Source organism: Ruegeria sp. HKCCD4315, assembly GCF_013112245.1.
GTDB lineage: Bacteria > Pseudomonadota > Alphaproteobacteria > Rhodobacterales > Rhodobacteraceae > Ruegeria.
Map to the genome: position 1 here is coordinate 3,075,633 of NZ_WVRN01000001.1, position 21,820 is coordinate 3,097,452.

A 21,820-nucleotide genomic window follows, 5' to 3' on the forward strand; every position below is an offset into this window, starting at 1 on the left:
AGATTACAGCCCGGGCCCCTCTTCGTCCAGACAAAGAGGTTCCGAATCAGGGGATTGTGGCATTCAGGCCAGTACCGCTTCCGCTGCTGAACCCAACCGCAAAAGGGCCTCTTCCGAGCCGGGATAACCCAACATCATCAACCCGCAACTGGGGGTTCCGGTGGGTAGGCTCAGCGCTGCAAGACCCATCAGATTGCCAATCCGCGTGTTGCGTAGGGCCAGTAGATTCTCGGTCACGTAGTAGTCGTGGTCGCTCATCAAGCGCTCCAGATTAGGCGGCAGAATCGGGGCCGTAGGGGCCAGAACCGCGTCAAACCCGGCGGTTGCTGCATCCCATGCTGTGCGGCAAGCCTTGAGCTTGGACCAGGCGGCCACGTAGTCGGGGCCAGAGAACCCCATACCAATACGGAACCGTTCAAGGATCTCTGGGTACATCGCTTCGGGGTTTGCCTCGATCACGTCGCGCCACAGCCCATAGGCCTCGGTTGTGTAGATGGTGCTGGTCAGGGTCATGGCCTCGTTCAGTGCGGGCACTTCCAACGGCACGATTTCAGCCCCGGCGTCTGCGAGTTTTGCAAGCGCTTCCTCGTATGCCTTACGCGGCGTGTCGCGCAGATCGTCTTTGGCGATGTTCTGCAAATCGGCAAAGCGTCGGCCTTTCAGCGACGCACCGCGCAGATCGGCTGGCGTTCCACCTTCGAGCAAAGCCAACATTTGCGCGGCGTCCTCAACCGACCGCGCCAGCGGCCCGACCGTGTCAAACCGCAGGCAGAGCGGCACCACACCCTCCAGGCTCAAACGTCCGGCAGTGGTTTTCAGACCGACCAGATCATTCCAAGCCGACGGGATCCGTACCGACCCGCCGGTGTCCGAGCCAATGCCACAAGCGGCCAAACCCCAAGCGACCGAGGCGGCCGCCCCTGAAGACGACCCTCCGGGCACTGCAGATTCATCGTTAATGCAGGGCGGTGTTTCAGTGATCGGGTTGAGGCCAAGACCAGAGAAGGCCAACTCGCTCATATGTGTTTTGCCCAGACAGACGGTGCCCATCTGAGTCGCATTGCGCAACACCAGCGCATCCGCATCCGGCACACGATCCTTTAGCAGCGCCGAACCCGCCTCGGTCACTGTCCCCGCCGTATCGAACAGATCTTTCCAACTGACCGGAACGCCGTCCAGCAAGGACCGGCGCAGGCCCAGTTTGGCGCGCTGCTGGGCTGCTTCAGCCTCGGACCGGGCGCGCTCATGGGTGACACGGGCATAGATGCGGTCCCGATGCGGATGAGAGTCGATGGCAGACAGGTAGGTTTCCGTCAGTTCAACCGGGTCAATCTGACCCATCCCAATGCCACGACCCAAATCACACGCGGTCATGGTCAACCAATCCTGCATCTTGCCCCTCCGGAATTTTCAGCTTTGGGCGACGGTAGCGACAGGACTGCACATGGACAATCCCGAAAGGGCGCGCATATTGCATGGCATGACACAGGCATCTGATATTCTGATCGTGGGCGGCGGGCTGAACGGCCCCGCTTTGGCGCTGGCACTGGCACAAACAGGTCACTCAGTCACGGTGATCGATGCGTTGGCCGAAAAGGTCCGGAAGAACGCCGCCTTTGACGGCCGTGCCTATGCGTTGGCTTTGGCCTCACAACGCTTGCTGGATGCGACAGGAGTGTGGGCGCACGTGGCTGAGCACGCCCAACCAATGCTGGAAATCAAGGTCACAGACGGTCACGCGGGCGCAGGCCCCTCACCCTTTTTTATGCATTTCGACCATGCCGAGATCGAAGAAGGCCCGATGGGGTATATGGTCGAAGACCGCCATCTGCGCCGCGCTTTTCTGGACGCGATGGCCGAGGAGCCGCGCATCACCCAGATAAGCGGCAAGACAGTTGTATCCCAACAGAGCGACGCCACTGGGGTGACCTTAACGTTGGACGACGGCACAACCGTGGGCGGCAGCCTGCTGGTTGGGTGCGACGGCCGCCGCAGTGGCACCGCGTCACGGGCGGGCATCAAACGCACCGGTTGGGATTATGGTCAGACCGCGCTGGTCTGTGCCATCGAACATGATCTGCCGCACAATGGTATTGCACATCAGTTCTTCATGCCCCCCGGTCCGCTTGCGATTCTGCCGCTGACCGGAAACCGCAGCTCTATCGTCTGGAGCGAGCGTACCGAGACTGCGGCACGGATCAACGCCATGTCTGAAGAAGATTATCTGCAAGTGCTACGCCCGCGTTTCGGCGATTTTCTAGGTGAGATACGCTTGGCAGGCGACCGTTTCACATACCCGCTGAACCTGACCATCGCCAATTCCTTCATCGGCGACCGCATGGCACTGGTTGGGGACGCCGCCCACGGGATGCACCCCATTGCCGGTCAGGGCCTAAATGCCGGCCTGCGCGATGTCGGGGCTTTGGCTGAGGTTGTGACACTCGCCGGGCGGCGCGGTGAGGATATCGGCTCGGTCATGGTGCTAGAGCGTTATCAGGAATGGCGTCGCTTTGACACCGCCTCGCTTGCGATGGCGACGGATGTCTTCAACAAGCTGTTTTCCAACGACAATCCCTTGCTGCGTCTCGGTCGAGATATTGGAATGGGCATTGTCGGGTCATTGCCCGGATTGCGCCGTGGCTTTGTGCGAGAGGCCGCCGGGTTGACCGGAGATCTGCCCAAATTGTTGCAAGGACGAGCAATTTAGTCGAGCTGCCGCGCCTCATCGATCAGCATGACCGGGATCCCGTTGCGAATGGGAAAGGCCAGCCCGGCAGCTTTTGACACAAGCTCTTGTTTTTCCGCGTCATAGTGCAGAGTGGTGTGGGTCTGCGGGCAGATCAACGCTTCGAGCATATGCCGATCAAAAGCGTGGTCAGAGTCGGTCATTGTAGTTTTTCCTCATTCGATCCGCCGCGCATGGCGAATTCAATCAGCGTCACCAAGGTCTCACGCCGGGTGCGCAGGCAGGGGGCCTCCAAAAGAGCTTGTTTTTCTTCGGGATCGAAATCCAAAAGCATGGACAATGAGTTCACAAGCAACTCATCCTCTGCGTCTTTCATAGACTCCCAATCGGTCGACAATTGCCTGGACAAAAAGAAGCGTTCCAAAAGGGTCAGGAATTTTGTGCGATTGAACCCGTCGTCTTTCTCGGCCTTACCAAGATCGCGATCGAATCCATCCCACGAGACAGCACACCGGCGATAGGGTGTGAACGCGTCCAACTCTGACACAATGCGGAAGCGGGACACTCCGGTCAAAGTGATCAGATAGCGACCGTCTTCTGTTTCGGAAAACTGCGTTACACGCCCTGCACATCCAATGCGGTGCAGCTTTTTCTCGTCACTGATCGAAGGGTTCGGCTGAACCATTGCGATCAGTCTTTCCTTGGTTTTCAGCGCATCGTCCAGCATCTGTAGATAGCGCGGCTCGAAGATATGCAGAGGCAACGGCGACCGAGGCAACAGCAGTGCCCCGGGCAAAGGAAAAACGGATACCGTATCCGGCAGGTCGGCGGGATGCATCATGTACCCAATTCTAGCTCTGATCAGAGATTAGGCAAATATCATCGAGCTGAGTTTGCGACGCCCGTTCAGAACGATCGGATCATTGGGTTTGAGCGCATCAAAAATGGTAAATAGCTGCGCCTTAGCTGCGCCGTCATTCCACTCACGGTCCCGGCGGAACAGCTCCAGCAGTTGCGACACTGCCTCCTCCACTTCACCGTTTGCGTGCAGGGCCTGGGCCAGATCAAACCGGGCTTGTTGGTTTTCAGGATCAGCCTCAACAGCAGCCGTCAGTTCAGCAACAGGGCCTGCATCCGCGGCCTGCTTGGCCAGCTCTAGCTGTGCATGAGCAGCCTCCAGCTCGGCGGATGTCGAAATCTCGGCCGGGGCGCCATTCAGGATCGCCTCGGCCTGTTCCAGATCGCCGGTGGCGATATGCGCACGCACCAAGCCGCCATAGGCCGCCGCGTGGTTGGGGTCTTCACCCAGAATGGCTGAAAAGGTCTGCGCCGCGTCTGCAGCCGCGCCTTCGGTCAGCATTTCCTCGGCGGCTTGCACGGCATCATCCAGCTGACCGCCTGGGCTTTCACCGCCAGCCGCTTCGATTACACGGTCGACAAACGCCTTGATCTCGGACCCCGGCAGTGCGCCCTGAAACCCATCGACCGGTTGGCCCTTGAAAAAGGCGTAAACGGTTGGAATCGACTGGATCCGCATTTGCGAGGCGATCATCTGCGCCTCATCCACGTTGATCTTGACCATCTTCACCGCGCCTTTTGCGGCAGTTACGGCCTCTTCCAGCATTGGACCCAAAGTTTTGCACGGACCACACCAAGGTGCCCAGAAATCAACGATAACGGGTGTTTCCTGCGAAGCTTCGACCACGTCGGCCATGAAAGTGGCCTCGCTCCCGTCTTTGATCAGATCGGTGGCTGGGGCGTCTGCGCCGTTCAGAAGGTCCATGGCAATCACTCTCTCGTTCGAACTTGCGCCCTATATGCAATCGCTTGCAGCAGAAACCAAGGGCAGAGTTACATCTCAGACGTCAAAGGTCGCAAAGACCGGAGCATGATCGCTGGGCTTTTCCCACCCGCGCGCGTCCCGCAGGATGCGGCTGGAATGGCCTGCGTTGGAAATATCCGGCGTGGCCCAGACATGATCCAGCCGTCGCCCTTTATCCGCTGCATCCCAGTCGCGTGCGCGATACGACCACCAGCTATAAAGCTGCCCCTCGGGAATATCCTGCCGCGTAATGTCGACCCAACCACCTGCGTCCTGTGTTTCAGCCAGATGTTCAACTTCGATCGGTGTGTGCGAGACAACCTTGAGCAGTTGTTTATGCGACCAGACATCATCTTCACGCGGGGCGATGTTCAGGTCGCCGACCAGAATGGATTTCTGAGGCTTCTCCGCATGGAACCAGTCGCGCATGTCGGTGAGGTAATCGAGTTTCTGGCCGAACTTCTCATTCACATCCCGATCCGGCACGTCACCACCTGCCGGGACATAGAAGTTGTGGATGGTAACACCGTTTTCCAACCGTCCGGCGATGTGGCGCGCGTGGCCCAAACCGGCGAAATCCTTGTCGCCCACCTCCTCCATCGGTAGGCGCGACAGGATCGCGACGCCGTTATAGCCCTTCTGACCGCGCGCAACCATGTGGGTATAGCCCAGCTCGGCAAACCCTTCCGTCGGGATCTTTTCGACAGGCGATTTACATTCCTGCAGGCACAAAACATCCGGCGCTTCGTCCTGAAGTAGCTTCAGCACGATGGGCTCGCGCAGGCGGACCGAGTTGATGTTCCAGGTGGCAAGGGTGAAGGGCATGGGGGAATCCTCTGTCGCGGTTGGGCGGAGGTTAGCGTGGTGTGGGACGGGGTGCCATGGGAAAAGGCCCCAAAAGCCAGGTCAACGAATGACCGCTATGCGGGACTTTTCTGCCTTTCAATTGTTCACCTCAAAGGTCTGCTTCATCGAAGTAAACAACACTAGCCCACAAAAGCAGGTTCTTTCCAGCCATTGACTATCGAAGGAGCTTTAGAGCTATGGTGGCGACTAGCGCATTTATTCAGGCTGATAAGCGCACTCATGGTTAACCATTTCTAAAATGCTGAACGGCACAATTGTGTGCCGAACAAAAGGCCTAGTGTGCGATGTGACCCTGATTGAACCCCAAGAATATCGAGAAGCCTTTGTGCAATATCTGCGCAAGGGCACGCCAATCCGTTTTGAGACGAAGAACGCCAAACCTGCCACCCACTACATCTGGCGAACGCGTCGCGATGGTAAGGTTCGGTCAGCACATGCCGAACGCGAAGGCCAGATTTTTTCATGGGACAATCCACCAGAAGGCGGACACCCTGGGGAAGACTACGGTTGCCGTTGCACGGCGGAACCATATTTCGCCGAGGTTTCCGAGTTTATGGAAATTGCCTTGCAGGGTGTCGCAGGTAGTGGTGCCGCTTGGAGCAGTAGTGATTTTGTGAACCACTATTACCGTGGCAATGGTCGAGGCGTCACTGTACGCGAGACCGGCCACCTTTCCGCAATCGTCAGTCAATACATGGCTTTGGTGGATAAAAACCTGAAAGACCAAGTTGAGAGGGCAGCTCGCGAGAAGCGCGATGGCAGTTTCTCTGATACGTTTTACAACACCTATGGCATGACAGGTGTCGTTTTCAGTATTGGTGATACAGTGATCGGCGGGGAATTTTCAGTGAACGTCGAAGAACAGCATGGTGTGCTGGCCGTTGAAGGCTCAATTGAGTTCTATTTGAGGGACGAATTTGCTGATCCGGCTGATATAGGTGTTGAAGTCATTGATCCAGGAGAGACGATTTTTGAGAACATACACAGGCCGCTAGATAACTACCTTCGGGGGCGCACCGGCCTTCCACCGCGTGGTCCTCAACGGCTCGGGATTCAAACTGGTGAACCGTATTCAATAACTGACGATTGGTCGGGAACCTTGAGAGGACAAATCTACCTAGACCCTGCGCGAAGTGCCTATGGATAAATTCCGCGTCCTTTTCGTTACCGGAACATGTGTTGCAATTTTTGCAATCGCCTTCTCTTGGGGTGTTCCAACACGCTGCGTTCAGCTTCCGAACGGTATGAATATCGGCAAGCAAGCCGTGATCGACCTGAACAGGCCATATTTCATACCCGATATTGTCCCAAAGTTCAGAAACGGACGGTCGCTACTACCTGGAGACGCATGGCCGTTCTTTACCACAGAAACAACAGTTCACGGGCTTGCGCTAGAAACCGATCCCGAAGATGATTTCTGGTTCGCATGGCGTGAAGACACTGGTTTGGTCCTAAAGAAAGAAAACCTTTCGCTTTATGAAACGCTCGTTTCCGAAGCTGGCGCACCGATGGGCAACAAAGGTATCAATGTCGTAGGTTCTCATGTCGTGATGATGGAACTGCAAAGACGACCGGAATATGCCAATCAAACGTGTCGAACGCGATGGGTAACAATCGGAACGGGTAATCTCTAGGCCGCAACCGCCTCAGCACTGTTTTTCGCCATTTTTATATTCCGCACGGTGGTCGCGTGCCATTTGCCGCCCCGCGCGTTCAATTCCGGCGCGATCTGGCGAAGGGATGCAACACAGCCGACCTTCGCGCGTCGCGCAGCATAGTGCATTTTGGGCTCTAAGCAGCCATCTTGCCAACCACCCCACAAAAAAAGCCGGGCCATTCGGCCCGGCAGTCCAACAGGGAGGTGCATGTCATAACCCGGACATGCGCGGGTTGGGAGTAACCTAATTATGAGTACAGGGTATCACTTTGATCCAAGTCAATCCACACCCAGTTAAGACACCAGCCGATATCCACCCGATTCTGTGACCAAAAGGCGCGCATTGGACGGATCGGGCTCGATTTTCTGACGCAGACGGTAGATGTGGGTTTCCAGCGTGTGGGTCGTCACACCGGCGTTATAACCCCAGACCTCGTGCAGCAGCACGTCCCGCGCCACGACGCCGTCGGTCGAGCGGTACAGGAACTTGAGAATGTTCGTTTCCTTTTCGGTCAGGCGAATTTTGCGGTCATCTTCGGTGATCAACATCTTCATCGCCGGTTTGAACGTATAGGGGCCAAGCACAAAGACGGCATCTTCTGACTGCTCATGCTGGCGCAGCTGGGCACGGATGCGGGCCAGAAGAACCGGGAATTTGAAAGGTTTGGAGACATAGTCGTTCGCACCTGCATCCAGCCCAAGGATGGTATCGGCATCGCTGTCATGACCGGTCAGCATCAGGATGGGGCTTTTAACGCCTTGTTTGCGCATCAGGCGGCACAACTCGCGCCCGTCGGTATCAGGCAGGCCGACATCCAGAATGACAAGGTCATAGATCGCCTCACGCGCACGTTCCATCGCCGAGGTCCCGTCAGAGGCTTCGAACACATCGAAATCCTCGGTCATTACAAGTTGCTCGCTGAGCGCCTCGCGCAGATCCTCGTCATCGTCCACCAACAGGATTTTCTTGAGCTGAGCCATTTCCCGGTCCTCCAAACGCTTTTCCATCACTTGCGTGTGGAATACGAATTCAACAAGCTTTACTGCAATCGTTTCACGCCTTCGTGTCAGAGTTTGCAGAAATGTTTCACATTTCCTTTCGTAAGAGATAGGAAAAGGGCTGAACGTTGTAGGGTAACCTAGATGAGCCTCACCCCCGATATTTCTGAATTGCTGGCCCGCGCACGGGCTGATCTGCGTATGGGTGTTCCCGTGGCCCTTACCGATGACAGTGGCTACAGCGTACTTGCTGTGTCTGCGGAAACGCTCAGCCCGCAGCGTCTGGCCGATCTGAAGGCATTGGGAACGCCGGTTGTGGCCATAACCGGACGGCGGGCCGAGACGCTAAAGGCACGCGCCTATGACGGAGATCTCGCGCGGGTTTTGGTTCCCGCAGATGCGGATATTACCTGGGTTCAGGCGGTGGCAGATCCTTCGGACGACTTGAACGCGCCGATGAAAGGTCCGTTGATGACCGAGCGGCAGGGCAATGCCAATCTGCACCGTATCGCAATCGCGCTGGCAAAATCCGCGCGTATCCTTCCTGCAGCTGTGGTTGTTTCCATCGAAGACGGGCGTTCCTTTGCTGCCACGCACGGCCTGACATGCATCGATCACACGCGCGCGGCACCACATCTGGCAGATCGCAGCGCATTGCACGAAGTGGTTGCCGCGCGCCTGCCAATGGAAGTGTCCGAGGCCGGTCGCCTGCACATCTTCCGCCCCGAAGACGGTGGCGAAGAACATTATGCCGTCGAAATCGGCCGTCCAGATCGGGACAAGCCGGTACTGGCCCGTTTGCACTCGGCCTGTTTTACCGGCGACCTGATGGGCAGTTTGAAATGCGACTGCGGTCCGCAGTTACGCGGAGCATTGGCACAGATGGGATCTGAAGGCGCTGGTGTTCTGCTGTATCTCAATCAGGAAGGTCGCGGCATTGGGTTGGCCAACAAAATGCGGGCCTATTTCCTTCAGGATCAAGGCTTTGACACGGTCGAAGCAAACCACAGGCTTGGCTTTGAGGACGATGAGCGCGATTTCCGGCTTGGTTCGGACATTCTGAAGTCACTGGGGTTCAATTCAGTTCGTCTTTTGACAAACAACCCCGCCAAGATCGCCATGATGGAGCGGACAGGGATCGCTGTAACCGAACGCGTGCCTTTGAAAGTGGGTGAAACGGCTCATAACCGGGGGTATCTGGCGACAAAAGCCGCGAAATCGGGGCATTTGCTTTGACCCCCAGCGATCTTGTGCTGACCCCGCGTGGCGTTCGGTTTCTGGGCAGGGTTTTCCCTTGCACCATTGGCAAGGGCGGAGTGAGCAAGTTCAAGCGTGAAGGCGATGGTGCCACCCCCACCGGGCATCACCGGATTGTCGGGATGCTATACCGCGCGGACAGGATTGCGCGCCCAACGTACTGGGCGCACCCGATTGGCCCTCAGGATTTATGGTCGGATGACGTATCTGACACCAACTACAACCACATGGTGGCCGCGCCTTATGCCTTTAGCCACGAAAAACTGCAACGAGCCGACCCGCTTTACGATCTGGTTCTTTTGACGGACTGGAACTGGCCTAATGCCGTCCCTGGGAAAGGGTCAGCCATCTTTTTGCATCAATGGCGCCGCCCCGGATTTCCGACCGAAGGGTGTGTCGCCTTTCGCCGAGATCACCTGCATTGGATCGCTGATCGCGTTGCCCCGGGAACCCGCCTGATTATTCCTGAGGTTTGACCCGTTCGCCGAAAATGGCCGAACCAACACGCACATGGGTTGCACCCAAGGCAATGGCTTGCTCGAAATCGCCACTCATCCCCATCGACAACCCCTCCAGACCGTTGCGTGCAGCAATCTTGGCCAGAAGCGCAAAATGCAAAGAGGGTTCTTCGTCGACAGGGGGAATGCACATCAATCCACACACAGGAAGATCGAGCGCTTTGCAATCAGCAATGAACTTATCCGCGTCGGCGGGAAGAATACCGGCCTTTTGTTCCTCTTCACCTGTATTGACCTGAATGAACAGATCAGGGCAGGTTCCCATCTCTTGCGCCAAGCGGGCCAGTGTTTTGGCCAGTTTGGGACGATCCACCGAATGAATCGCATCGCACAGTTCCATCGCCTGCCGGGCCTTGTTGGTTTGCAACGGGCCGATAAGGTGCAGATCAGTTCCTTCGAACTGCTCTTTGAAGGCGGGCCATTTGCCGGCGGCCTCTTGCACCCGGTTCTCTCCGAAACACCTGTGGCCCTGTTCCAGAACTGCCTGCACGCGTTCATTCGGCTGCACTTTGGACACAGCGATCAGTTTCACTGAACCAACCGGACGCTCGGATTTGGATTCTGCTTTGGCGATACGTGCGGTGATGTCTTGCAGCGACATGGGATCCTCAATCTGTATTTGGCGCAGAAAAACACCAAGTCGGCACAAAAGAAAAGGGCGAGTCCGAAGACCCGCCCTCAAACCTTACGGTTCAGATCAGCTTAGAAGTTGAACTGAGCACCGAAGTCAGCAACGATGGTCGAGTCTGCGCAGATGTCGCAGTCGTTTACACCGATACCACCGCGCAGCGATGCACCGCCACCCAGGTCGTAGGTCGCACCAATGGCAACCTGCTGCAGGTCGGCATCAGCGTTACCGTCACCGTAGGTGAACAGCAGGGTGGTTGCAGCGCCCAGGTTGTAGGCTGCCGACAGACCCCATGCGGTGCCGTCAGTTGCTGCGACCTCGGTTGCGTCGTCTGCAACGAACAGAGTACCCGAGAAGTCACCGAATTCTGCACCCAGGGTCAGAACGGTCAGGCTCGGATCGCTAACACCAGAAATACCAGCGTCGGTCTGACCATAGGCCACAGCGGCGGTGATGTTGTTAAAGGTGTAGGTCGCGCTGATGTCCCAACGGTCAACGTCGGTTGCAACACCGTTCAGACCAATGGTGCCTTGGTCGTACGACGCGCCGAATGCGAAGTCACCAACCGAGTACTGGAAGAACACAGCGTTCGAACCCGAACCGGTCGACGAGTAACCCAGGAAGCTGTAGTTAACACCCGAGTACTGGCCTGCGAACAGTTCCAGACCTACTTCGTTGCCATAGTAGTTTGCCAAGTTGTCGAAGGCACCTGCAACGTTGCCCGCGTCAACACGCAGACCGCCGAAGATGACCGAGAAGCGTGCGCCGTTCAGGCCGGCCGAGTTTGCTTCACCGGTGCTGCTGTCTTCGTCAGCTTGCAGACGAACACGACCTTCGAAACGAACGCCACCGTCAGTTTCTACGATGCCGTCGATGTTCAGACGGAAACGCGAAACCAGGATTGCGTCGTCGGTGTCAACAACTGCGGAGTTGATGGTGGTAACAACGCCACCCGAAGTGGAGATGTTCGGAACGGTACCGGAACGATCTTCAACGTAGCCCAGACCAAAACGGCCGTAACCGCTGAATTTAACTTCAGCTGCTGCAACGCCTGCGGTCGCGATCAGCGCCGTAGTTGCGAAGAGAACTTTTTTCATCTTGTTTCCCTCGGTTTCAAAAAGAGTTATCTACTCGACACATGCCTCGGCATATGTCTCAGCACGGACACCGTTTCGCTCTTTTTGCCCCCTTTGCGCAAGCTTGGCATAAACGCTGCGGTGTCATTGGGGGCAAATTGGTGCAAGGATGCCACAGTCCATTTCCCCCCAAGACCAGCCACCTACCGGGATTTCGCAAGAATAGGCTTGTTGCAGCGGGGGTCCTTGGCTAGGAGTATCCCTTGAATACTGCACAACAAGTGAAACAGGACCTGTTTACAATGCGCCTGCCGACGATTTTGGGATTGATCATGCTGACCGCCACTATTTCGGCATGCGGGCAGAATCAAAGCGCCACGACGACTTATACGCCCAATCTCGCAGGCGGAAATTCCGACGAGCGAGAGTTGAATGACCCTAACCGCTCGACGATTTGGGATATTTTCGACCGCAGCACAGCCGAGCAGGTGACAAATGTGAACCGCTACCTGTGGGCGGCTTCACTTGATGTGCTGAACTTCCTGCCGGTTCAAGAGGTCGATCCATTTACCGGTGTGATCGTAACGGGTTACGGCACACCACCGGGTGGAGGACGCTCTTATAGGGCCACGGTTCACATCAGCGACCCGGCCCTTGCGGCACGGTCATTGTCGGTTGCCCTGCAATCCAGCGGAGGCTCTCCGGTCAGCGCGGCGACGACGCGTGCAGTCGAGGATGCGATTCTGTCTCGTGCCCGCCAGCTACGCATCGCGGACAACAAGTTCTAGCAACCCGCCGAAAATCACACTAATACCACGCCGGGTTCCTACCCGGCGTTTTCATTCACGAAGGACCGCACGATGTCGCGCTACTCGGCCAACGAAATCGAAGCAAAATGGCAAGAGGCCTGGGACAAGGCCGGAATCTTCACCGCCAACCACAAGGCGGACAAGCCAAAGTATTATGTGCTTGAGATGTTCCCCTACCCCTCGGGCCGAATCCATATGGGGCATGTGCGCAACTACACCATGGGTGACGTGATTGCGCGTCACAAGCTGGCGACAGGACATAACGTGCTGCACCCGATGGGCTGGGACGCCTTCGGGATGCCTGCGGAAAACGCCGCGATGGCCATTGGTGGCCACCCCAAAGACTGGACTTACGGCAACATCGCCGACATGCGCGGGCAGATGAAGCCTTTGGGCCTGTCCATCGACTGGTCTCGTGAATTCGCCACCTGCGACCCTGAATATTACGGCCAGCAGCAAGCGTTGTTTCTGGATATGCTCGAAGCCGGGCTGGTTTACCGCAAAAACGCCGTGGTGAACTGGGATCCGGTCGACATGACCGTTCTGGCCAACGAACAGGTAGAAAACGGACGCGGCTGGCGTTCGGGCGCATTGGTCGAGCGTCGTGAACTGACGCAATGGTTCTTCAAGATTTCGGATTATTCCGAAGAATTGCTCGACGCGCTGGACACGTTGGACAACTGGCCCACCAAAGTGCGCCTGATGCAGGAAAACTGGATCGGCAAGTCGCGCGGCCTGCAATTCGGGTTTGAACGCACCGATGGTGGCGACCCAATCACGGTTTACACGACTCGTCCCGACACACTGCTGGGCGCGTCTTTTGTTGGTATCTCGCCGGATCATCCAATTGCCAAGCAGCTCGAGGCCGAAAACCCAGAAGTTGCTGAATTTGTTGCCGAATGCCGCAAAGGTGGTACCACCGAAGAGGCCATCGAGACGGCAGAAAAGCTGGGCTATGACACCGGTATTCGCGTCAAGCACCCGCTGGACCCGAACTGGGAACTGCCGGTTTGGATCGCGAACTTCATCCTGATGGACTACGGCACCGGCGCAATCTTTGCCTGCCCGGCACACGATCAGCGTGACCTTGATTTCTGCCGCAAGTATGGCCTGCCCGTGGTCGATACGTTCTTTGCGCTCGACGACGACACGCCGGTCGACAAAATCGCTTTCGTTCCGCCAAAAACCGAAAAAGTCCGCTGGGTGAACCATTTCGCGGGCCTGACCGAAGCAACGGGCGACGAGGCCATCAATGCCACCGTCGATTTCGCCGAAAAGGCCGGTTGGGGCGAAGGCGTCACCAAATACCGCCTGCGTGACTGGGGCCTCAGCCGCCAGCGCTATTGGGGCTGCCCGATTCCTGTTGTGCACTGCGATAGCTGCGGTGTGGTGCCCGAGAAGAAAGAAAACCTGCCAGTCCGCCTGCCCGACGATGTGACATTCGACAAACCGGGCAACCCGTTGGACCGCCACCCGACCTGGCGCGACTGTGCCTGCCCGAAATGTGGGGCTCCGGCCAAGCGCGAAACCGATACGATGGACACCTTTGTCGATTCGTCTTGGTATTTCGCCCGTTTCACTGCGCCGCGTTCTGAGACGCCCACCGATCTGGCCGAAGCTGAATACTGGATGAATGTCGATCAGTATATCGGCGGCATCGAGCACGCGATTCTGCACCTGCTCTATTCCCGATTCTTTGCACGTGCGATGAACACAACCGGTCACCTGCCGAAAAAGGCTATCGAGCCGTTCGATGCGCTGTTCACCCAAGGCATGGTGACGCATGAGATCTACCAGACTCGCGATGCAAACGGCCGCCCCGTCTATCACCTGCCCGAGGATGTGACTGACGGCAAGCTGGCTGATGGCACTGAGGTCGAGATTATCCCTTCGGCCAAGATGTCGAAATCCAAGAAGAACGTGGTGGACCCGGTCAGCATCATCTCGGCCTTCGGTGCCGACACCGCGCGCTGGTTCGTGCTGTCCGATTCGCCGCCCGAGCGGGACGTGGAATGGACCGCATCGGGCGCTGAGGCTGCATTCAAGCACCTCAGCCGTGTGCATCGCATCGCGTCGGAAATCGCCGAGTCGGACGTTCCGGCCAATGCCGAGGACGAAGCCCTGCTGCGCGAAATGCACAAGGCGATCCACGACGTGTCGGGTGGCGTCGAATCCTTTGGCTTCAACGCATCGATCGCCAAGCTGTATGCCTTCACCAACACGCTGGCCAAGTCCAAAGCTGGCACCGCGGCCAAACGCGAAGCAGCCAAAACGCTGGCGCAACTGATGTCGCCGATGACCCCGCACCTGTCTGAAGAGCTTTGGCAGCTGCTAGGTGGCGAAGGTCTGGTGGCCACCGCAGCGTGGCCTGTCGCCGATGAGGCGATGTTGGTCGACGACACCGTCACCCTGCCGATCCAAATCAACGGCAAGCGTCGTGCGGAAATCAGCGTCTCCAAGGATCTGGCCAAGGACGAGGTTGAAAAAATCGCGCTCAGCACCGAAGCTGTGCAAAAGGCGCTGGATGGTAACGCGCCCAAGAAAGTGATCGTAGTTCCAGGTCGGATCGTGAATGTCGTTGTTTAACCGCAGAACCCTTTTGCTGATGCCGCTGGCCGCCTGTTTCCTTGGCGCGGCCTGTGGCTTCCAACCGGTCTATGCGCCCGGTGGAACGGGTTCGCAGTTATACGGTAAGGTTGCAGTGTCCGAGCCGAACAATGTCGACAGCTATCTTCTGGTCCAGAATCTGGAACAGCAACTGGGTCGCAGCGCCGGTGCGGTCAGCGCGTACAAACTGGACGTGCGGGTCACGACCGTGACGCGTGGGGCCGCGATCACCACGACGAATGAAACGCAACGGTACACGATTGACGGGCGGGCCCAGTATACGCTGCGGTCCAACGAAACCGGACAAATCGTAGCCTCGGGCACGGCCTCCGACTTTGTGTCTTACTCCGCCGCAGGTTCAACCGTTTCCACACTGGCTGATGAGCGCGACGCCAAAGACCGCCTGATGGTTATTCTGTCGAGCCAGATCGTGAACCGACTGAATGCAACACCGGATCTGGCCACATGAAGCTGAGCCCGCGCGAGGCTGATGGATATTTCTCCAAGCCGGACGCGGACAAGACCGGGTTGCTGATCTATGGCGCAGATGCCATGCGGGTCGCGCTCAAGCGTCAGCAGGTTCTGGCAGCTTTGCTTGGCCCCGGTGCCGAAGAGGAAATGCGCCTGACACGCCTGCCCGGCAGCGACCTGCGCGGCGATCCCGCGTTGTTGCTGGATGCCGTCAAGGCCGTTGGGTTCTTTCCCGGTCCCCGCGCGGTATTTGTCGAAGAGGCCACCGAAACCGCAGCACCTTCGATACTGGCTGCGCTTGAGGATTGGGCCCCCGGAGACGCCCAGATCATCGTCACGGCCGGGCAGCTGAAACCCAGTTCGAAAATTCGCAAAGCGTTCGAAGCACATCCGGCGGCTTATGCGGTAGGCATCTATGACGACCCGCCATCCCGCGCCGAGGTGGAACGGATTCTGACCGAATCGGGCCTGAAGAACATACCCCGCGATGTCATGTCTGCCATCAGCGAGCTGGCCGTCAGCCTCAGCCCTGGCGATTTCGCCCAAACCGTTGAGAAACTGTCGCTTTACAAGCGCGGGGACAGTTCAGAACTGACCATCGAAGACGTCGAAGCTTGCGCCCCGCGCTCGACCGAGGCTGCTTTGGACGAAGTTTTGAACGTAGTGGCCGAAGGCCGCGCGGGCGATATCGGACCATTGATCCGGCGCTTGCAGGCGCAAGGGACAAATGGCGTGACATTGTGCATTGGGGCCACCCGCCATTTTCGCACGCTTTATGCCTGCGCCTCGGATCCGGGCGGCGCGGCACAAGGTATCGGAAAGCTGCGCCCGCCGGTTTATGGCAAGCGGCGGGACCGTATTCTGCGACAGGCGCAGGGATGGGGTGCACCCAAGCTGGAAACTGCGCTGACGGTTCTGACCGACACGGATCTATCGCTTCGGTCTGCGGGTCAAACGGCACCCGCTATGGCCCTGGTGGAACGCGCCATGATCCGCCTTGCGATGCTGGCGCGATCACGTTGAACTACCGGGTCTTTTCCAGCCAATCTGCGGCTGCCAGACCAGCCCGACGCCCCGTGGCCAGGCAGGCTGTCAGCAAATAACCCCCTGTCGGGGCCTCCCAGTCCAACATCTCTCCGGCGCAGAACACACCCGGCAACGCGGTCAGCATCAGCCCGTCATCCAATGACGCCCTTTTTACGCCCCCTGCTGTCGAGATTGCTTCGTCTATCGGGCGCAGACCAGCGTGCAGGATGGGCAGTTTCTTTAACACTGCAATCTGATCTGGTTGACCTGTGCCGCTGCGTTTCACCATCTCATGAAACAACGCAACCTTCTGAGGCGATAGGTTCAGCGACTTTCTAAGCCATTGGGACATTGTAACCTTCGACCGTTTCGCGCCATAGCGCGCCTCAAGGGTTTGCTGATCCAGATCGGGCACCAAATCCACAAACAACGGCTGTCCGGCACGCAAGGTTGGGGTGAGCGAATACAGCCCGCCGCCCTCCAGCCCCTTTGCAGAAATTGCGGCTTCCCCGCGACTTTCAGAATCGCCTGCTATCCAACGGACCGATTTCAACGCGGCCCCAAAATGCGGCCGCATATGGTCGCTCCAATCCACGGACAGGGCAGAATTCGCAGGCTCGAAAGGAGCCAGAGCCACACCTCTGCTCGCAAGAGCCTCTGACCACTGACCATCCGAGCCAAGGCGTGCCCAGCTTGCCCCACCCAGCGCCAGTACGGTGGCATCTGGTGAAATACTGCGCGGCCCGTCGGGTGTGTTAAATATCAGCGCCTCGCCTTCCCAACCTGTCCAGCGCCAGCGGGTTTTGACCTCAACCTTTGCATCGCTTAACCGGGCCAGCCAGGCCCGCAACAAGGGAGAGGCTTTCATAACCTCGGGAAAAACCCGGCCTGTTGAACCCGTAAACAAGGGCTGACCCAAGTCACGCGCCCAGCGCTGTACTGCCTCGGAATCGAAAGCAGAAATCATCGGATTCAACCAATCCGCAGCCTCGCCGTATGCGCGGATCAAGGTACCGAACGGCTCATCTTTGGTCAGGTTCAGCCCGGATTTTCCAGCCATCAGGAACTTACGCGCGACTGACGGTTTGGCCTCGGCCACCAGCACGGAATGCCCTGCAGCGGCCAGTTGTTCAGCGGCCATCAACCCGGCGGGGCCTGCTCCGATCACCACTGCCTGCGCCATTCACACCCTCTTGCCTTCGCCGCTTTCAGGCGCAAGTTTCTAACCATCATGACGAACAGCGATCCGATCTGCCCGCTCTGCGACCGCCCGATCCCCGACGGAGGCGGCAGCCTGCATCATCTGATCCCAAAACTCAAAGGAGGCAAGGGCGGACCAACCGTTCTTTTGCATCAGATCTGCCATAAAGAGGTCCACGCCACCCTGACCGAGGCCGAACTGGCACGCAATTTCAACACAGTCGAAGCCCTGCGCGCGCATCCAAGGCTGGAAAAGTTCCTGAACTGGGTTCGCAAACGCCCACCCGGCTTTCGGTCAAAGGTTCCAGGCAAACGGCGCGGACGGTGATCAACCCGGCAGGATCGGATCACCAAAGGCGTCAGTCAGAGGTTCAGGCACGCCTTCGATTTCAATGCCCTGATAATCTGGCACAGGCCCGAACTGAGCCCCCGCAACGTGCTGAAATTCCAGCGTTGTATAGGGCCGTTTCCACAGCCATTCCCGGTTTTCAACCGACCATAGATCGGGATTTGGAGGCGTTTCCTGCGTGAAGGCATAGAAATGCAGGTCAAATCCGTATGGCGCAACGTCTTGCATGGATAACAACGACATGCCTTGCCCGCGCCAAAACTCGTCTTCAGCCGCGATGTCCCCGGTCCGCAAAGTGATCTGACCGATCCGCGCCTGCGCGAACGGCGCATCGGGATCAGCAGCGTGCAAAGGCCGGTTGCCTTCGAAATCATGTTGCAGCAGCTCGATGACAAAGCCTTCAGGGTCGGCCAGATGACACATGTAGCCGATATCCAGGAACTGGTTCGGATCGCTTACCGGAACACCCCGCGCGCGCAGATGGGTCGCAGCAAGATCAACATCCGGTACGGTTATGCCGATTTTCCAATAACGCTGGCCCCGGTCATGCGTGTATCCACCGCCGTCGGGCAGCAACAGAAGGTCTGCATCCTCGCCCGCATAACCTACACGAACGTTTGCGCCTTCTTCCCTGACGGACATGCCCAAAATGTCTCGATAAAAGGCCGCCAACTGGCGCGGATCATCGACCCGCAGACGCAGGGCAGAGGTCCTCATGAACACAACCTAGCGATTCCGGCGGCAATCTTTGGGTCGGCGTTGACGCTATCGGCCACCAGATCGCGTGCGGTTTGCATCAGGTGATCAGCCTCGACAATCCGGTCTACCAATCCAAACGCATAAGCCTCTTGCGCGGTGATCTTTTGACCCGCCATCAGAATCAGCTTTGCGCGCGCCGGTCCGACCAAAGCCGCCAGCCTTTTGGGATCGGAGGGTTGCGGCAGAAATCCCAGTTTCATCACAGGATAAAAGAATTTGGCCGAAGGCACCGCGATACGCAGATCGCAGGCCAGGGCCATCCCGTTGGCCCCACCAGCCAGGGTTCCGTTCAACGCTGCAACGGTCAGGCAGGGCAAAGCCGCAATAGCGCCAGACAGACGCTCCCAGACATCCGACGTGGCCAGACCGGCGCGCGCCTCATCAAGATCGGCACCGGCACTGAACACCTTGCCTGCACCTGTCAGGATCAACGCCTTTGCCTCAGTCGCAGCTTCGACGATCTCAGCCAGTTCCGCCAGCATCGCCCCGGTCAGAGCGTTGGCTTTGTCCGGGTTGTTGATCTTGGTGATCCAAAGACCATCCTCTTTGGTCAGATCGATCATATCAGCCCAACCCGTTTGCGGATGTCTTCCAACCGCAGCGAGATTTCGGTGCCCAAAAACTCATCCGCATCATCGGAACACATCCAGAGCAGCGCCCGCGCGGGCCAGTCTGCGGGAATGTGCACATCCCAATCCAGTTGACTGACCGGATTGATGCCGCTGGCCTTGATCGACCGCTGCATATCCGTGGCCACAGTTCCCGGTGACAAGCCCATAGCGCGAATGCCGTTATGGGCCTCTTCCAGATGTAGACATTCCGTCAGTATTTTAGCCCCGGCCTTGGAGGCGCAGTAGTGGCTCCAAGCTTCAACCGGATTTGATGCCGCCCCGGACGAGATGGTCAGAATGCTTCCCCCGCCAGCGGCCCGCATGATCGGCAGCGCGGCGCGCATTCCGTAAAAGACACCTTTAAGGTTGATGTCGATCGCCTTGCTCCAAGCCTCTACATCCGCGTTCGAGAGATGAAAGATCGGATCGATCACACCGGCATTACCAATTAAAACATCCAACCCACCGAAATGATCCACGCACGTGGCCACAGCCTGTTCGACCTGAGCAAAATCGCTGACATCACACGCCAACGCGATGGCCTGATCGCCCAGCGCAGCAGCCAAAGCGTCGATCTGGTCGTGGCTACGTGCCACCAAGGCGACATTTGCCCCGGCCGCGGCAAAAACGCGCCCCGCTTCGGCCCCGATTCCCCGGCTGGCCCCTGTAATGAGTACCGTTTTACCCTGCATCTGCCCCTCCTCGCGCGCTGCAATTGCTGTCGGCTACAGCCGTAGCGCGGAAACGGGGAAAGGGTCCAGCCCTTGCCCCCTTGACGATACCCGCCACAAACCCGACCATGCGCCACAAATTGATCAAGAAGGGTTACCTTATGTCCGTTTTCTTACGCCGCAGTTGCGGTGCAGCTTTGGCCTATGCCTTAGCCATTCAGGGTGCGTTTGCCGACCTGACGGCTGATGATGTCTGGGCCAATTGGCAAGGCTATTTCACCTCGATGGGATACACCGTCACGGGCGACGAAAGCTCGACAGGTCGCGTAACCACCATTTCGAACATGACACTTTCATTGGCACTGCCCGAAGAGGACGGGCAATTCCAAATGGTCATGCCAGAGATGACGCTGACGGAAAACGGTGACGGAACAGTGACTGTCGGTGTGCCGGAAAACTTTCCAATGGTCGTCACGGGTCAGGCTGAGGAAGGCGACTTTTCGGCGACTGTGAACTACACTCACAAACAGTTGAACATGGTGGTTTCGGGCTCTCCCGAAGACATGACCTATGACTACACCGCCGATACGCTGGGTGTAGTATTGGACTCGATCGAGGTCGAGGGCGAAGCGGTCCCGGATGATGTCTTTAACCTGGCGGTTGAGGCGAATGATCTGACAGGCAGCTCACGCATGCAGATTGCAGAAAACCGCGATCTCACCCAGACGTTCAACGCAGCCAGCCTGACCTACAACATGAATTTTCAGGATCCTGAAAGTGGCGAAACCGGATTGATCAATGGTCAGCTGGACCAACTGGCGTTCGAGGGCGAAAACGTGTTTCCGAAAGACATTGACCTTTCGGATCCGCAGTCCTTCTACGAGGCCGGTTTTGCCTTCGACGGCATCTTTACCTACGCTTCGGGCAGCACCGACTTGAGCGGCACCAGCGAAGGTCAGGCGTTCTCGATGAACAGTACGTCGGAAGGCGGACGCTTTGCCGCTACCATCGACTCTCAGAAACTGGTCTATGATATCGACCAAAACAGCACGAAACTTGCGGTGACGACCGCAGACCTGCCCTTCCCGATTGAGATCTCAATGGCCAAGGCCGGGCTCAACTTTGAGTTCCCGGTTCAGCAATCGGACGAGGTTCAGCCGTTTGGGTTGGGATTCAATCTGACCGATTTCACGATGTCAGACGTGCTGTGGGGCATTTTCGACCCCGCAGGCGCGCTGCCGCGTGATCCGGCAACGATTGCCCTGGATGCAACCGGAACGGCAAAGGTTCTGATGAACATCTTTGATCCGGAAATCGACATCGAGTCAGACGAAGCTCCGGGAGAGCTGCATTCTCTGAAAATCAACGAGCTTCTGGTGTCTTTGGTCGGTGCGAAACTGACAGGTGATGGCGATTTCGCGTTCGACAATTCGAACACCGAAGAATTTGACGGTCTGCCCAGCCCAAGCGGCGTTGCGAACCTTCAGCTTGTCGGCGCCAACCAGTTGATCGACACCCTGATCGGCATGGGCATCATTTCGGACAATGACGCCTTGGGCGCCCGGATGATGATGGGTCTGATGGCAGTTCCGGGCGAACAACCCGACACACTGAACTCGACCATCGAATTTACCGAAGATGGCCAGATTCTGGCAAATGGTCAGCGCCTTAAGTAAAGTTGGGAAAAGGGCTGCATACCTTGCAGCCCTTTCTTACGTTTTCCACCCAAAATCACTGTAACCGGGTGGGTTCTTCAAAATCCTCATCACACAATCCGGTCACGGGTCTTGCGACACGGGCGGTCCAA

The 21,820-nt window shown here is 57.6% G+C and carries 23 protein-coding genes; 11 read left to right on the forward strand and 12 right to left on the reverse strand.

Annotation, left to right across the window (positions count from 1 at the left end; translation table 11 throughout):
* Positions 1-63 precede the first annotated feature (63 nt).
* Positions 64-1,392, reverse strand: a complete 1,329-nt coding sequence (locus GS646_RS15245; RefSeq protein WP_171188647.1) for an amidase — start codon at positions 1,390-1,392, stop codon at positions 64-66.
* Positions 1,393-1,444: 52 nt separating this feature from the next.
* Between GS646_RS15245 and GS646_RS15250 the strand changes: the two genes are divergently transcribed.
* Positions 1,445-2,707 carry an FAD-dependent monooxygenase gene (locus GS646_RS15250; protein ID WP_253746734.1) on the forward strand — a complete coding sequence of 421 codons (1,263 nt, stop codon included), beginning with the start codon at positions 1,445-1,447 and terminating at the stop codon, positions 2,705-2,707.
* Here GS646_RS15250 and GS646_RS15255 read toward each other — a convergent pair.
* From GS646_RS15255 to GS646_RS15270, 4 genes are all read right to left on the reverse strand, one after another.
* Positions 2,704-2,889 (reverse strand): Trm112 family protein, encoded by a 186-nt coding sequence (locus GS646_RS15255; RefSeq protein ID WP_171095854.1) that lies wholly within the window; start codon positions 2,887-2,889, stop codon positions 2,704-2,706. The genes GS646_RS15250 and GS646_RS15255 overlap by 4 nt on opposite strands.
* Complete coding sequence (locus tag GS646_RS15260) at positions 2,886-3,527, reverse strand: LON peptidase substrate-binding domain-containing protein (protein WP_171188645.1); 642 nt, start codon at positions 3,525-3,527, stop codon at positions 2,886-2,888. The genes GS646_RS15255 and GS646_RS15260 overlap by 4 nt, the downstream gene beginning before the upstream one ends.
* Before the next feature lie 27 nt (positions 3,528-3,554).
* Entirely contained in the window at positions 3,555-4,469 is a 915-nt protein-coding gene (gene trxA / locus GS646_RS15265; RefSeq protein ID WP_171188642.1) for a thioredoxin, read from the reverse strand.
* A gap of 75 nt (positions 4,470-4,544) precedes the next feature.
* A complete protein-coding gene (locus GS646_RS15270; protein WP_171188640.1) occupies positions 4,545-5,333 on the reverse strand; it encodes an exodeoxyribonuclease III in 789 nt (262 codons plus the stop codon).
* A gap of 328 nt (positions 5,334-5,661) precedes the next feature.
* On the opposite strand from GS646_RS15270, the gene GS646_RS15275 reads away from it, so the two are divergent.
* Both GS646_RS15275 and GS646_RS15280 read left to right on the forward strand, forming a co-directional pair.
* Positions 5,662-6,522 carry a phage minor head protein gene (locus GS646_RS15275; RefSeq protein WP_216600497.1) on the forward strand — a complete coding sequence of 287 codons (861 nt, stop codon included), beginning with the start codon at positions 5,662-5,664 and terminating at the stop codon, positions 6,520-6,522.
* Positions 6,515-7,009 (forward strand): hypothetical protein, encoded by a 495-nt coding sequence (locus GS646_RS15280; RefSeq protein WP_171188637.1) that lies wholly within the window; start codon positions 6,515-6,517, stop codon positions 7,007-7,009. Before GS646_RS15275 ends, GS646_RS15280 begins: the two co-directional genes overlap by 8 nt.
* A gap of 317 nt (positions 7,010-7,326) precedes the next feature.
* On the opposite strand, the gene GS646_RS15285 is transcribed toward GS646_RS15280, so the two are convergent.
* Positions 7,327-8,013: a response regulator transcription factor gene (locus GS646_RS15285; protein WP_171096035.1), complete on the reverse strand. Its 687-nt coding sequence runs from the start codon at positions 8,011-8,013 to the stop codon at positions 7,327-7,329.
* Between the two features lie 162 nt (positions 8,014-8,175).
* On the opposite strand from GS646_RS15285, the gene ribA reads away from it, so the two are divergent.
* Positions 8,176-9,267 carry a GTP cyclohydrolase II gene (ribA, locus tag GS646_RS15290; protein WP_171188635.1) on the forward strand — a complete coding sequence of 364 codons (1,092 nt, stop codon included), beginning with the start codon at positions 8,176-8,178 and terminating at the stop codon, positions 9,265-9,267.
* Positions 9,264-9,764, forward strand: coding sequence for a L,D-transpeptidase (locus GS646_RS15295; protein ID WP_171188633.1), 501 nt, complete (start codon positions 9,264-9,266; stop codon positions 9,762-9,764). The genes ribA and GS646_RS15295 overlap by 4 nt, the downstream gene beginning before the upstream one ends.
* Here the strand turns inward: GS646_RS15295 and GS646_RS15300 are convergent.
* Together GS646_RS15300 and GS646_RS15305 are read right to left on the reverse strand one after the other, a co-directional pair.
* Positions 9,748-10,407: a YggS family pyridoxal phosphate-dependent enzyme gene (locus tag GS646_RS15300; RefSeq protein ID WP_171188631.1), complete on the reverse strand. Its 660-nt coding sequence runs from the start codon at positions 10,405-10,407 to the stop codon at positions 9,748-9,750. The two genes, GS646_RS15295 and GS646_RS15300, sit on opposite strands and share 17 nt — an antisense overlap.
* 101 nt (positions 10,408-10,508) lie before the next feature.
* Positions 10,509-11,531 carry a porin gene (locus GS646_RS15305; protein ID WP_171188629.1) on the reverse strand — a complete coding sequence of 341 codons (1,023 nt, stop codon included), beginning with the start codon at positions 11,529-11,531 and terminating at the stop codon, positions 10,509-10,511.
* Between the two features lie 281 nt (positions 11,532-11,812).
* Between GS646_RS15305 and GS646_RS15310 the strand changes: the two genes are divergently transcribed.
* From GS646_RS15310 to holA, 4 genes are all read left to right on the forward strand, one after another.
* The gene (locus tag GS646_RS15310; RefSeq protein WP_171188751.1) at positions 11,813-12,298 is read left to right on the forward strand and encodes a DUF3576 domain-containing protein; all 486 of its coding nucleotides are present in this window, start codon (positions 11,813-11,815) and stop codon (positions 12,296-12,298) included.
* A gap of 72 nt (positions 12,299-12,370) precedes the next feature.
* Positions 12,371-14,905: a leucine--tRNA ligase gene (gene leuS, locus GS646_RS15315; protein ID WP_171648368.1), complete on the forward strand. Its 2,535-nt coding sequence runs from the start codon at positions 12,371-12,373 to the stop codon at positions 14,903-14,905.
* Positions 14,892-15,395 carry an LPS assembly lipoprotein LptE gene (gene lptE, locus GS646_RS15320; protein WP_171095832.1) on the forward strand — a complete coding sequence of 168 codons (504 nt, stop codon included), beginning with the start codon at positions 14,892-14,894 and terminating at the stop codon, positions 15,393-15,395. The genes leuS and lptE overlap by 14 nt, the downstream gene beginning before the upstream one ends.
* Complete coding sequence (gene holA, locus GS646_RS15325) at positions 15,392-16,420, forward strand: DNA polymerase III subunit delta (RefSeq protein ID WP_171648366.1); 1,029 nt, start codon at positions 15,392-15,394, stop codon at positions 16,418-16,420. Before lptE ends, holA begins: the two co-directional genes overlap by 4 nt.
* A 1-nt stretch (position 16,421) precedes the next feature.
* Here holA and GS646_RS15330 read toward each other — a convergent pair whose 3' ends face one another.
* Positions 16,422-17,606, reverse strand: coding sequence for a TIGR03862 family flavoprotein (locus GS646_RS15330; protein ID WP_171188623.1), 1,185 nt, complete (start codon positions 17,604-17,606; stop codon positions 16,422-16,424).
* A 48-nt stretch (positions 17,607-17,654) separates the two neighbouring features.
* Here GS646_RS15330 and GS646_RS15335 point away from each other — a divergent pair, with 48 nt between their 5' ends.
* Entirely contained in the window at positions 17,655-17,951 is a 297-nt protein-coding gene (locus tag GS646_RS15335) for an HNH endonuclease (RefSeq protein ID WP_171188621.1), read from the forward strand.
* On the opposite strand, the gene GS646_RS15340 is transcribed toward GS646_RS15335, so the two are convergent.
* Genes GS646_RS15340 through GS646_RS15350 form a run of 3 tightly spaced genes read right to left on the reverse strand, consistent with a single transcriptional unit; the run spans position 17,952 to position 20,034 of the window.
* Positions 17,952-18,689, reverse strand: a complete 738-nt coding sequence (locus GS646_RS15340) for a VOC family protein (protein WP_171188619.1) — start codon at positions 18,687-18,689, stop codon at positions 17,952-17,954.
* The gene (locus GS646_RS15345) at positions 18,686-19,294 is read right to left on the reverse strand and encodes an enoyl-CoA hydratase/isomerase family protein (RefSeq protein ID WP_171188618.1); all 609 of its coding nucleotides are present in this window, start codon (positions 19,292-19,294) and stop codon (positions 18,686-18,688) included. The genes GS646_RS15340 and GS646_RS15345 overlap by 4 nt, the downstream gene beginning before the upstream one ends.
* Entirely contained in the window at positions 19,291-20,034 is a 744-nt protein-coding gene (locus GS646_RS15350; protein WP_171648364.1) for an SDR family oxidoreductase, read from the reverse strand. Before GS646_RS15350 ends, GS646_RS15345 begins: the two co-directional genes overlap by 4 nt.
* A 140-nt stretch (positions 20,035-20,174) precedes the next feature.
* Between GS646_RS15350 and GS646_RS15355 the strand changes: the two genes are divergently transcribed.
* Positions 20,175-21,689: a DUF2125 domain-containing protein gene (locus GS646_RS15355; protein ID WP_171648362.1), complete on the forward strand. Its 1,515-nt coding sequence runs from the start codon at positions 20,175-20,177 to the stop codon at positions 21,687-21,689.
* The last annotated feature ends 131 nt before the right edge of the window (positions 21,690-21,820 follow it).